This window comes from Planococcus antarcticus DSM 14505 (genome assembly GCF_001687565.2).
GTDB lineage: Bacteria > Bacillota > Bacilli > Bacillales_A > Planococcaceae > Planococcus > Planococcus antarcticus.
Map to the genome: position 1 here is coordinate 3,723,898 of NZ_CP016534.2, position 13,322 is coordinate 3,737,219.

Consider the following 13,322-nt stretch of genomic DNA (forward strand, 5'->3'; position numbering starts at 1 on the left):
GCCTACTTCTTTCTAAGTAGACCAAACACTTCAACTCACGTCAGTCCTATAATACTGTCGTGAGTTTTCGTATGACTAAAACCTGAGGTTTCCTTTGTTTCTATCAATCCTGTCTGATAGCAGTTCAGTCAAATAGTATTGTCGTGAGATTCCGGAGTTGTTGCAGAAGTTTTGTCGCGAGATTTACTCAATGAGAGACAATACCTTCCGTAGGACCACTTCATCATTTTTTGTGATTACTTGCAGGCACCAATCCGAAGAATGCGGATAATACGACACTGCCCCTACCCACAAGTTTTCCTGTGGATCTTCGACAATCATGGTTTCGTAGATCAAAGATGCCGGAGTTTCCTCAAAGAGTTCTGTTGGAACAAACGAGGGTGCAACTTCATCGATGCCCAGTTCCATGGCTTCATAGCCAATATCGCTGGACTGTACACTCAAGGCAAATTGTTCCTTCAGCGTCGTGACGAACCACTCCATCTCTCTCGTGTCAGAGAGTTTCATTACAGGTATCCCTTCTCGTTGAAGGACAAATACGAATCTGTCCCTACAATGATGTGATCTAATAACTCAATCCCAATGATTTCCCCAGCTTCTTTCAGTCTTTTCGTGACTTTATGATCTTCATCTGACGGTGTTGGATTCCCAGATGGATGATTATGTCCCACTATAATTGAAGCTGCATTTGATAGAATAGCTGACTTCATAACTTCTCTCGGATGTACGATACAAGCGTTCAGACTTCCTACATGACACACATGAATGGATACTGGTTGGTTTTTAATATCTAAGGCAGCTACAATAAAATACTCTCGATCCTTATCTTCTAGAAAATGCTTGAGTAAGTTGTAACCGTCTTTTGGAGATTTTACCGATCTTTCTTTGTACAATAGGCTTGATTCTTTTACTAGTTTTACAGATACGATATTAAATCTCTTAGCGGCCTGATCTTTACTACTTTCTTTTTGGCTTGTTGATAGTTTCTTTTCTTTACTTAAGCTCATCATAGACTCCTCCTTAAATTGAAAAGGGCTTAACCTCCATTGGAGGTTAAGCCCTTTTATATTATTCATCTTTATAATATATATATCATTTTCTTATCGATACAGTTCTCTAAAGCATCTCTATACAACTATTAATGAAGAAGACTTTATAGAGTCAACTGGTACATTTTTTCAAGCATTTTAGATGTATCACTGTTTGTTTTAATTGAGGTTAATGGAGCAATGTGAAATTGAAGAGTATCGGTACAGTCGCTAAAAGGTTCACATGCATACTGCTCCTCGCTACTGGTATTAAATTTTATGTCTCTCTCAAAAATAGCATATTTCGTAAACCAAGGCTTGAATCTACTCCGAATATTTTCAGTAGGAGTTTCTAGGCTGAAAAGACCCGTTGCTATAGTTGGTTGAAGATTTTGATGTGAAGGATGAGTGAACTGAATGTTGATTACATATAGATGATCAACTGTTCCGTTTGCCAGTTGACTCTTTAGTGCATATGGACGAGCTATGTACTGGGGAACGAGTGTTGAAAAGCTATCTGCTGATTGCAGAATACTTTTGCTGGATTCAGTAGCAAGTCCATTGCCCAGAATTGGAGTATAGTTTTTTTCTGCAAGCAAAGCATCCGCATCTTTCAAAAGTTTGATTGAATTGTCTACTACTTTTCTAACATTTTGGAATGACTGAAATACGGTATCGCTCATCGTTTGCTCGACTCCTTATCGTTATATTCCCAACTAGTGGCAGCAAGTTCTTCCTTGGGCCACATCAGTTCTGCATTTGAAGAATAAAAACCTTCAAAAGGCAAAATTTCTGGTAATATTCCCCATCCATGAAATCGGGTGAGGTTTTTCCGGTCACATACTTCTTGAATTTGAGATAGGATGATTTCGTCTTGTTCGGTTTTAGGTTCCATACATGCAACCTCGTAAAAACTTGCCCAGGTAAGCCAGTAAACATTGTTATTCCTAGCTTTAGAATGTTTAACTCCTAATAGCATGTCTTCCTCGGGCATTATCGTATCGTTTGTTAAGTAGATCAACTGCCTAGATACGATATCCGTCTCATCTATTGAGAGCTTCTTCGATGTATCCGAGTCGTTCAGATCTTCAAGTTCTCGAGAAAGCTGATCTCGTTGCCAGGTTTTTCTATCTTCAAAATCTACGGTTTCATCTTCTTCACTGGATTTAGGCGATGTGTATTTTGCCTCGACACCAACGATATGGAATCCCGCGTCTTCATCGATTAAAACCAATACGACATCCGGCTCGCATTGCTTGAGTGAAGGCCAGAATTTGTATTGAACCCTTTTAATTGGCTTATGGAAAGTGAGCAAATTTCCGTCCAAATCTACACTTTTGCATAGCGCTTGGATCATATATAGGGGATCAGAAAGGTACTGGAATCCCCCAATTATGGAGCTCGTGACCACGTCCTCACTGTTCCACACAGTTGAAGGGAGCTTCCCATGAATAATGGACTGTAACATGCCGTTCTCCCCCTTTATATTTTGTAACTTTCAATAGCTTGATCCAACTAGGTATATAAAGGAGATGGTTGAAATGCATAGCATCAAAATACACTGATAAAATTTTGGAAAACCGAAGGACGTTCTAATGTTGCTTCAGCTCTTCGTTCAATTGCGGATACTATAGAAGGAGATAACAGAAAAACCTCAAAGAGATAATCTTTGAGGTTTTCTTTTAAAAGATTTCCACACTTATTTTAAAAATTTTATTCAAACATCGTTTAGCCATTAATGTCAGGATTTCCGGTATAAACTTCACCTTCTGTGTTATAAGTTACATTGAACACCATATTTGAGAGCCAATTTTTAAACGAGTCATTATCGTTATATTGCTTAAAGATTTCCATATTATCTGTCATTAAGTCTATAACCGCCCTGTTTAGTGCTTTTTGGCTTTCAATTTTAGCATTTTGTTTATCAGAATTTTTCATAGCATTTTGATAATCCTTATCTCTTGCTACAACTTCCGGAATGGACGCAATATGCCTTTTAACTTGATCTTCATCCTTCCAGGGAACATTTCCGAAAAGATCATGGAAACTTGAGAGAATGTTACTTAGCAAATCAAGTTCTGCTTCAGCTTTGCCCCCTCCAGCGTTTGTTGGAACAGGATCTATTTCATAATCCGGTGAATCTTCTAATACGATAGACATTTTTGTCTGAGCTTCAACTCTATAACTATCTAAGTCGATGGCCTCAAGAATGCCTTTTGATAAATCCTCTTCCTTCGGTGCAGGGAGTTTTGGTATCAGTAGATTTAGGAATATAGACAGCTTTTCCCACTCCGCATTTCCATAAGGTAGTATTGAAGCTAAAAACCCATACATTCGTGTAAAAGCTTTCGATTTACTCTTAAAATCCACTTGTTCATTCTCGTCAAAATTGGCTTCATAGTTTACAGCACAAACATCCAATATTGGATCAAGCTTATCCCTATCCGCTCCATTAAGATAAAGTTCCACTATTGTATCTATATGGTAGTCAGTAAATACATGATATCTTCTAATATCACTTTCTAAATCATTAAGTTTATCCGGATCAGTTTCATCAGATAGTATGGTAGTTTGATAATACTTTGAAAAGGCTTCTTTTATAATGTCTGTTTCATTGGCAAAATCCAAAACAAAGGTATCGTATTTTTGTGAATGAGCTCTATTTAATCTAGATAAGGTTTGAACCGCCTTAATATCTGTTAATACTTTGTCGACATACATCGTATGTAGAAGTGGCTCATCATACCCCGTTTGAAATTTATTAGCAACAATTAAAAGTCTATACGGTTCCTTCTTAAATTTCTTCTCAATATCATTACTGGGAAAACCATTGATGGAACTCTCGGTTAATTTTTTACCTCCGAATTCATGTTCACCTGAAAAAGCTACGATAGCTTTAAACTGACTCTTTCTTTTTTCTAAATAAGCTGATATTGAATAGTAATACTGTATGGCTCTTTCAATGCTGCTAGTAACCACCATCGCACGGGCATTGCCACCAATCTTCCCTTTTGCTATTACGTGGTCATGGAAATGATCAACCATAATTTCTGATTTCAACTCAATTGCCTTTTCATTCGATTCAACATATTTTCTAAGTTTTTTTTGGGCCTTTTTCTTATCAAACATAGGGTCGTCTTCTACTATCTTTGCTATCTTATAGTAGCTCTTAATTGGTGTGTAATCTTTGAGGACATCAATAATGAACCCTTCTTGGATTGCCTGTTTCATCGTATAAACATGAAACGGCCTGTGTTTTATTGTTCCTTCTGCAGGATAAGGAACACCGAACATTTCTAAGGTTTTATTTTTAGGTGTAGCAGTAAATGCAAAATAACTCGCATTTGTAAGCATTTTTCTGCCCTCTAAAATTTTTACTATCTTATCCTCGGTAGTCTCGTCTTCACTGTCCTCATATTGCCCAGACAAAGCCATATTCATCTTTGCGGACATATTGCCACTTTGGCTTGAGTGAGCTTCATCAATGAGAATGGCAAAGTTATTTTTTCTATGTTGGTTTCCAATATCCTCAAGTATATACGGGAATTTATGCACAATTGTTATGATTATTTTTTTGCCCTCTTGAAGAAGTTTTTTTAAGTCTCCAGAGCTTTCTGCATGACCAACTGTGTTCGACACTTGCATAAAGCTTTTAATTATATTTTTGATTTGCTTGTCAAGGTTAATTCTATCCGTGACCACAATGACTGAATCAAAAATATTATTACCATCATTAGTAAGTGAAACTAGTTGATGAGCCAGCCACGCAATAGAATTCGACTTTCCACTACCTGCACTGTGTTGTATAAGATATTTTTGACCAGAGCCTTTTTTGCTAACATCAGCTAAAATAGATTCTACCCCTGAAAGCTGATGATAACGTGGAAATATCTGTGTTCTCTTAATTTTTTTTGTTTCGTGATCTTTCTCTTCGACTATTTGTGCATAGTTTTCTAGAATATTGGCAAGCTCGTCTTTTACCAATATCTTCTTCCACAGATAATCCGTTTTGACTCCATCTGGATTCGGCGGATTTCCTGCGCCATCGTTATATCCTTTATTAAATGGCAAAAACCAAGATTTTTTACCATCAAGCTTGGTGCACATTTTAATCTCGTTCTCATCAACTGCAAAGTGCACCATGCATCTACCGAAGTTAAATAAAATTTCACGTGAGTCACGATCAGTTTTGTATTGATAAACTGCATCTTCAACATTTTGTTTTGTCAGTCTATTTTTCAGTTCACAAGTAATTATAGGTAAACCATTAATAAAAATAGCAAAATCAAGAGCAAGTCTTGAATTATCCCTAGAATACATAAGTTGTCTTGTAACACTGAATATGTTCTTATTATAAAGCTCTTTTGCCTTGGCATTTTCCTGAGATGGTGTGAGATAAAACAAATCTAAGGTTACAGGGTAAATTTTCAGACCATTTCTCAACACATCAATGACACCTTTTTTTGTAATCTCTCCTTGCAGCCGATTTAACAACTTTGCTTTGTTATTATCACTCTTAAAAACACCCAAAGCATCTAGCTTTTCTGGTTGGGTGTCCTTCAAAAAAATAAAAAAGCGAGTTTCATCAATTGCATAATCTTTATTGTAGTCATTATTTGTCCCGTGCTCATAACTATTCTGATTTACAAGATATTCTACAATGAGTGTTTCTAGCCCCGACTCTTTGGTGTTTGTTGGCATTAAACCTCACACTCCTCGGTATCAAGAACTTCTTCACTAATATCTACCTCTTCTTCGAAGTAAATATTTTCAATTTCTTCAAGTTCATTTATTTTTAAATCACGAACATCAAATTTACCAGTTACAACATCAGAAACAAGTCGATTGCTATATTCTTTAAATAAACCCTCAAGACGGTTTACTTCTTTAATAAAATGCAATAAAACTTTCACTTCTCTTGATATTTTTTCTTGGTATGCCATAGATGGAAGTGGAATATACTCTTTTAATAGTGAATTCATATTCAAAGGTCGATTCCTGCCGGCTGCTCCCCTTGAGTTCGAATTTAGTAATAGTTCCCCATACTTTGTACGGAAAAAAGCCCAAAGATACTCATTTTTCGCAATGCCTTCTATTCCTCGTATCATATAATAACGATGGGAAGAGATACAATCTTTATCTTTTTCTTCTGTGAGGGCAACAGCGCCCTCCCATGCAAACTGCCCACTAAAAATTAAAGCATTATTTTCTACGATATAAAACTCCGAATCTCCCAAATCAGAACCCAAAATTGAAGACTTATGAAAGATGCCTCTACCTCTATTTAATAAGCCAATAGATACATATTCTTGGTCGTCTTGCCGCTTTATCCAATCTCGAGATTGTATTGAAACATTGGTTAATCTTTGTTTATTAATTCCATCGACTGTAATCGCTTGATTCGTCAAAGTATTAACTTGCTCTTTTAATAAAGCAATTTGACGCTTTCTTGCTGAAATCAACCTATTTATTTTCGCAAGTCGTGAATCCAAATACTTAACAATTTGATTCTGTTCTTCTATAGATGGCAAATAAAGTATGATATTTTTAAAATCATCATATCGCATATCCCATTGTCCCACACGAACACCATAAGAAATTCTATTATATACTGTCTTGAAGCTAGATGATCTCAGTAAATAATGAACGTATTTAGAATTTAAATTGCCTATAAGTTTACAAACAATATACGCCGGGCTTACTATTCCTTGATATTTTGATACACCTAGTGAACCCTGCCACATTTTCATTTTATTCAGAACTAAGTAACCATCATCTACAAATTTATAATTTGATAAATCTTGGCTTTCAACATTATGATTATCGTCTCTAGATGATTTTTTTATTACTCCATATTCACGATAAACCGACAATAATTCTAAATCATCTCTAGTTCCATTTCTTACATTAGAAAGCTCAGTAATTGATCTTACTGTTATTCTTTCCCAATGTTTAGGTACTTCTCCTAACCAATCATATTCAGTCTCTTTATATTCCCCATAGGGTTTAAGATCAGTAATCATCTTTTTTTACCCCCCTATAATTTCATTAAGCAAACCTTCAGTTTCTACTTCTAAGGCTTTTATATCTGCGGCTATTTCGCTAAGTTCACGCAGCTGAACGGGCTTATAAAAATATTTTGTAAAACTGATTTCATACCCAATTTGAGTTTTACTTTCATCAATCCATGCATCTGATGCAAAAGATAATACTTCGTCTTTGAAGAATTTTTCGATTCCGCCCTCCAGAAGTAAAGGTATTTGCTCTGTATCTCTTAAATCACTATTAAGCTCATACTCTACAATACATTGTTTATCATCGATGTCAGTTTTGAATAAACCGTAAAGTGGATTTTCTTCTATTTTTCCAACCTTATATATTTTTTTGATTACTCTTTTTGCATTTTTATCAATTTGTGCAAGACTATTTTTTACTAGATTTAATCTCTTTGCAGACAGTTTTACATTTAATTCTGTAGCTATCTTTCCTAACTCTTTTACGACAAAATTAAAGTCATTAATTGTAATATATTGTAACCTTTCAGCTAAAGCATTAACAACAGGAATAAAAGCTGCTTCTTTCTGTTGCTCACATATTTCAGAAAATTTTTCTAATTTTTCTTTTGTTAGATTAACACTTAAACGTAATGGTCTTTCAACTGTAACCTTATGGTAACCAAACTCTTTATTATCGAAAATTTTAGACTGCTCATTTTGTTCAAAGTTGAGTAAAATATCTGAAATTTGTTTTCTAATTTGAAGAGTGAATTCGCAGTTTTTATTACCCAAGTTTTTTCGAAGAGGACTTTTAAGTTCTGTTGCATCTATTAACTGAACCGCCCCTCTTCTATGTGCTGCTTTTCTATTAGTAACAACCCAGATATATGTAGCAATTCCAGTGTTGTAAAACATATTCTCAGGCAATGCAATAATCGCCTCTAGCCAATCATTTTCTATAATATATCTTCTTAGATTATTCTCACCTTGACCTGCATCACCAGTAAATAATGATGAACCATTATGAACTTCCACAATTCGACTACCAAGTTCTGTGTCATGCTTCATTTTGCTTAATTTGTTTGCTAAAAATAACATCTGTCCATCACTCGAACGTGGAATCAGCTTAAACTCTGGATCTCCATTATGAGAAACAATAAAACGAGTATCAGAAATGTCTGATTTCCCCCCTAGTCGTTCCATATCTGTCTTCCAACTCTTACCGTATGGAGGATTTGAAAGCATGAAATCAAAATTATAGGTTGGAAAACCATCATTAGAAAGTGTAGAACCATATGCTACGTTGTCATCCTGTATAGCCTCTCCTTTAATAAGCAGATCAGCTTTAGTGATTGCATATGTTTCAGGGTTAATTTCTTGTCCGTACAAATACGTAGTAATATTTTTATTATGCTCTCCAGCCAATTGATGCAACCTTTCGTCTGCAATGGTTAGCATCCCGCCTGTTCCACATGCACCATCATACACAAGATAGGGAGCGTCCTTAATTTTATCTGCTACTGGCAAGAATGTAATATCAGCCATGAGTTCAACTACATCACGAGGTGTGAAATGCTCTCCAGCTTCTTCATTATTTTCTTCATTAAATTTACGAATTAACTCCTCGAAGATTACCCCCATTGAGTGGTTATCAAGGCCTGGGATTAGTATATTACCGCTATCGTCCAAGACCGGTTTAGGACTCAAATTAATTTTAGGACTTATAAACTTCTCAATAACAGCACCTAAAATATCAGCTTCAATCATAGTATCTATTTGATTTCTAAACTTAAACTTCTCAAGTATTTCTTGCACATTAGGCGAAAAACCATCTAAATACGCAATAAAGTCAGACTTAAGCTGTTGTTGCTTAGCTCTTGACTTAAGATCTTTCAGAGTAAAAGGTGAAGAATTACAGAAGGATTGTCCTGCTACATTACAGAGTGCTGCTGTTTGATTCACTACTTCTGCTTTATCTAAAGCATTTTTCATTTGTAGCACTGCCTCTTTTGTAGGCTCAAGTACTGAATCAAGTCTTCGAATTACTGTCATCGGTAAAATAACATCTCTATACTTTCCTCGTACATATACATCACGAAGGCAATCGTCTGCAATACTCCATATTAAATTTACTATTTGGTTATAAGTTTGATTATTCATACTTTTTCCTCCAATTTATCAAAACAGGGTTATAGAGATACTTAGTTTATAGTATCATATGATGTCGCACCCATAATAAAATAGGTGACTTTTACTATTATTTCTGTTTAAATTTCATCTTTAAAATAGCACCCATTCTTTAAGTGATGCTTTTACTGCACATCCCTAAAGAATAGGTGCTATTTATCCTTTACTAAGCATTCTGAATTAGTCTTTACAATGTCAAAAAAAATCACATTGTTCTCATTTCATCTATAAATTAACTTTTCTAGAATTAAAAACCTCATTTACTTATGGTACGGTTCTCCCTTCATAATCCGAAACGCCCGGTAAACCTGCTCAACCAAAATCAACTTCATCAATTGATGAGGAAACGTCATCTTCGAAAATGACAACTTTTCATCCGCACGCTTTAACACTTCGTCATGTAACCCAAGAGATCCACCAATAACAAAGACAATTTTGCTGCGGCCGTAAGTCATCAAGGATTCGATGTCTTTGGCTAGCTGCTCCGAGGTTTTCATCTTTCCATCAATCGCTAAGGCAATAACGTAAGCGTCCGGGGAAATTTTCGCCAAAATTCGGTCGGCTTCTTTCTTTTTGACGATTTCCATGTCCGCATCACTCAATTGTTCTGGTGCTTTTTCATCGGCCACTTCAATTTCATTGATTTTTGAATAACTTCCAAGTCTTTTTATATACTCTTCAATGCCTGATTTTAAATATTTCTCTTTCAACTTTCCTACACTGATAATTGAGATATTCACAACTTATCCCCCTTCACATTAAATTTACAAACAAGTTATACACAATAGTTATACACATATCCACAGACATTCCTACATCTTGTGCCAGATCATTCGTTCGCCACAAGATAGGTTGCAGCCTCTTCGCAGTAATCACAACTTGTGGATAACTTTTCTATTTCTGATAATTCTGTAAGTATAGGATAGCTTTTCACCTCAGCTACAAACTTGTCTAAGGCATGTTCTACATGGGTTTTACAGCATTTGATTTCCATTTTTTTCGCTCCTTTTGAATTCCGAATATTCCACACAGTTATACACATTTCATTCCTTTTATCCACAATCTATTTTAACAGAAGCAAAGAGTTACGGATAGCGAAGCTTTTATTAGCCTGTGGATTGTTAATAATAATTTAATACTCCAAAAGTTATCCACATATCATTCCAGCTTTCCTTAACCGTTCTTCCTCTCCTGAAATTCTAAGATTTTGATATTTGAATAGTATTAGTTCAAGACAATGAAAGAACAAAAGAGAGCAACTCCCCGGAAAGCGACCACCTGGAATGATTTCATTAAACACCGATTGTAAAAATTAGCTAGACAATTAAAAAAGCCATTCGGGGATTGAATCCTTCCTATTAAGACGAGGTTCATGTCCTCTTAAGTAGAGAGTACTTAGATTTCCTTTGGTTATACGAATGTTATATACTGATTTTACATACTTATAACTTTACTATGATATTCGGAGGAGATCTCATGATGTTCGAAAACAAAGTAGTGATTGTTAATGGTGGAACAGATGGAATTGGTAAGGAAGTGGTTCGTTTCTTTTGTAAAGAAGGGGCTACCGTCCATTTTACTGGAAGAGATCGTAACAAAGGCTCTCAAGTAGAGAGTGAATGCAACGAAAGGGCTCATTTTTACCAAGTCCATAACGAAAACGTGGAAGAAATCGAAAGCTTTTTTAAAACACTTGAAAATAACGGGCATCATGTTGATATTCTATTCAACAATGCTGGTATTTTATCTATAGGAATGGGGCCTTTGTCTCGAGTAAAGCTAGATGACTGGAATCATTTAATCGCGGTCAATCAAACGGCTGTCTTCGCCTACATGAAATATTCTTTACTCGTGATGAGTAAGCAGCGAAATGGAGTCATTATTAATAATGCAGCTATCCTTGGAAACGACAAGGTTAATCCTATGCTACCAGCTTATAGCGGGACAAAAGCAGCAGTTGTCGCGATGACTCAAAGCACGGCACTTCGCTTTGCTAACCTAGGAATCCGAGTAAATTGCATATCCCCTGGCCCTACAGAAACCGACCTAGCCATTAATGCATATGGTGGAATAGAGAATTATGAAAAACAATCAAAGGGACACCCTAGAGGAAGTTACGGGAAGCCAAGTGAGATTGCAGAAGTCGTTCTATTCTTAGCTTCAGACAAAGCATCCTATATAAACGGTACAGAAATAGTCGTAGATGGCGGCTACTCATTAAAATAAGTGGATTTAGGGGACAAAAGAAGGGATTTTGCTATCTTTAAAAAGAACCTTATACTAGCGAAGGCGCGTCCACGGGGGGAAGTAAAGCGACCGGAGCGATGTATTCCAATAAAAAAACTGCAGATAACTCGAATAAATCGAGTTTGTCTGCAGTCTACACTCTGAGTCTGCATAGGAACTTCTATGCAGGCTCTCTATTTTACAAAGCTGAATTATCAACAAGCTCTAATTCAAACTCCATCAGTTCTCCGTTGCGATAAGCGCTAACTTTCAACAAATCACCAATTTTCTTTTCATTATACAAATGCTGACGCAACTCAATAATATCTGTGATTGCTACTCCATCCATCTCTATAATAACGTCAAACTGCTCCATACCGGCCAACGCTGCAGCTGATCCTTCTACCACTGAATTGACAACAACGCCTTCTGTCACGTCTTCTGGAAGGTTTAATGTCTCTTGTCGATCTACTTGCGGTACCTGAATCAGATCCAGCAAAGTTATGCCCATTGCTGGGCGAATCATTTCTCCGTTTTCTTCAAGCGAGTTAATGACAGGCATTGCGGAATTGATCGGAATCGAAAAACCAATGCCTTCAACTGATGAAGTTGCAATTTTCATGGAGTTGATGCCAATCAGTTGACCCGCCAGATTCACCAATGCACCGCCACTGTTCCCCGGATTGATCGCGGCGTCTGTCTGCAACACTTCCGCCTGCCAATCCTGCTGGCCATCACCGTTCAAATCCACAGGAACGGCACGATCCGTCCCTGAAACCACACCTGTCGTCACTGATCCTGAAAAATCGAGCCCTAGCGGATTGCCGATGGCGATAACCGTCTCTCCTTGTTTTAAAGCGTCTGAATCCCCAAATTGAGCAACAGCCTGCACCTTGGCTCCATCCATTTCGAGAACGGCAAGATCGGTCCAAATATCGCTGCCAACCACCGTCGCTTCAACTTTAGAACCATCCGATAAAGTCACTTCAATGCCACTGGCACCGTCAATAACATGGTGATTGGTAACCACATACGCCGTCCCGTTTTCATTTTTATAAATAACCCCAGAACCCGTTCCAACTGCCTGTTCCTGTTCAGGCGATTGGGACCAAAAATCCCCGGCTGCCTGCAGATTGGTGACTCCTACGACTGCATCTGCCGCAATCTCGACCGCCTCTGTCACATCCGTCGTGATATCGACTGAAACCGATTCGGAGCGCCCCTCGGTATCCTGCTGAACGATTTGCGTCTCATTGCCATTGTCCGGGATCAGCCCCGGCATCGAATAAAACAATAACCATACCAATAAAGCACCCGCTGCCACTCCCGAAAGCCCTGCGGCAAATGTCCCTAATCGACTTGGCTTTTGTCTGCCATTCGGTGTTTGATTGTAATAACCCATTGCATTCACCCTCTCTTTTCTTCTACTTGTTTACCCCGCTTTTACAATTCTTAAGACCATGCCAGTAGTAATCACTCTTACTATTTAGCTTAGAAATTTCAAGCATTCAAATCAAGTTGTAGAAACTTTATATAGATGCAGGCCAATTTAAAGCATGTGTGCTTCTACTACGAACATTTCACAAGATACTGTGAAACGTCTAGAGACGTCTAGAGACTTCTAGAATATAGAGTAAATGACCCTCTAAGGGAAAATTTATTAGGTTTATTTAATATGCCTATTTTCTCTGTAGTTCACCTTATCAACTGCTTGAAGTGCAAGCGCTCGACTCCTGCGGGAACAGCGCGAGCCGGATCCACTGGACTGAGCAACGCGAGGGAAGCGGCAGAGGCCGTGCCCGCGGAAAGCGAGCGCTGGAACGGAAAGCTTTCCACTAAATAACTTCTTCGCTTTCAAACTAAAAAAAACCATCCAAAAGTCATC

At 37.3% G+C, this 13,322-nt stretch carries 11 protein-coding genes; 1 reads left to right on the forward strand and 10 read right to left on the reverse strand.

The features are described 5' to 3' along the window. Window positions 1-183 precede the first annotated feature (183 nt). The 9 genes from BBH88_RS18205 to BBH88_RS18245 form a co-directional block, all read right to left on the reverse strand. Window positions 184-507, reverse strand: a complete 324-nt coding sequence (locus BBH88_RS18205) for a hypothetical protein (protein WP_065536345.1) — start codon at window positions 505-507, stop codon at window positions 184-186. Further along, window positions 507-1,010 carry a JAB domain-containing protein gene (locus BBH88_RS18210; RefSeq protein WP_407946489.1) on the reverse strand — a complete coding sequence of 168 codons (504 nt, stop codon included), beginning with the start codon at window positions 1,008-1,010 and terminating at the stop codon, window positions 507-509. Before BBH88_RS18210 ends, BBH88_RS18205 begins: the two co-directional genes overlap by 1 nt. Window positions 1,011-1,153: 143 nt before the next feature. Beyond that, window positions 1,154-1,711, reverse strand: a complete 558-nt coding sequence (locus BBH88_RS18215) for a hypothetical protein (RefSeq protein ID WP_065536343.1) — start codon at window positions 1,709-1,711, stop codon at window positions 1,154-1,156. Then, on the reverse strand, window positions 1,708-2,496 hold the full coding sequence (locus tag BBH88_RS18220; protein WP_065536342.1) for a hypothetical protein: 789 nt from the start codon (window positions 2,494-2,496) through the stop codon (window positions 1,708-1,710). The genes BBH88_RS18215 and BBH88_RS18220 overlap by 4 nt, the downstream gene beginning before the upstream one ends. 260 nt (window positions 2,497-2,756) lie before the next feature. After that, window positions 2,757-5,729: a type I restriction endonuclease subunit R gene (locus BBH88_RS18225; protein ID WP_065536341.1), complete on the reverse strand. Its 2,973-nt coding sequence runs from the start codon at window positions 5,727-5,729 to the stop codon at window positions 2,757-2,759. Beyond that, window positions 5,729-7,051: a restriction endonuclease subunit S gene (locus BBH88_RS18230; protein WP_065536340.1), complete on the reverse strand. Its 1,323-nt coding sequence runs from the start codon at window positions 7,049-7,051 to the stop codon at window positions 5,729-5,731. Before BBH88_RS18230 ends, BBH88_RS18225 begins: the two co-directional genes overlap by 1 nt. 6 nt (window positions 7,052-7,057) lie before the next feature. Continuing rightward, window positions 7,058-9,184, reverse strand: coding sequence for a type I restriction-modification system subunit M (locus BBH88_RS18235; RefSeq protein WP_065536339.1), 2,127 nt, complete (start codon window positions 9,182-9,184; stop codon window positions 7,058-7,060). Between the two features lie 287 nt (window positions 9,185-9,471). Continuing rightward, a complete protein-coding gene (gene rlmH / locus BBH88_RS18240) occupies window positions 9,472-9,951 on the reverse strand; it encodes a 23S rRNA (pseudouridine(1915)-N(3))-methyltransferase RlmH (RefSeq protein WP_065536338.1) in 480 nt (159 codons plus the stop codon). Window positions 9,952-10,040: 89 nt separating this feature from the next. Beyond that, window positions 10,041-10,205: a CxxH/CxxC protein gene (locus BBH88_RS18245; protein ID WP_006830578.1), complete on the reverse strand. Its 165-nt coding sequence runs from the start codon at window positions 10,203-10,205 to the stop codon at window positions 10,041-10,043. Window positions 10,206-10,687: 482 nt separating this feature from the next. Here BBH88_RS18245 and BBH88_RS18250 point away from each other — a divergent pair, with 482 nt between their 5' ends. After that, on the forward strand, window positions 10,688-11,437 hold the full coding sequence (locus BBH88_RS18250; protein WP_040852594.1) for an SDR family NAD(P)-dependent oxidoreductase: 750 nt from the start codon (window positions 10,688-10,690) through the stop codon (window positions 11,435-11,437). Between the two features lie 199 nt (window positions 11,438-11,636). Here BBH88_RS18250 and BBH88_RS18255 read toward each other — a convergent pair whose 3' ends face one another. Then, on the reverse strand, window positions 11,637-12,839 hold the full coding sequence (locus BBH88_RS18255) for a S1C family serine protease (protein ID WP_006830576.1): 1,203 nt from the start codon (window positions 12,837-12,839) through the stop codon (window positions 11,637-11,639). Window positions 12,840-13,322: the final 483 nt, after the last annotated feature.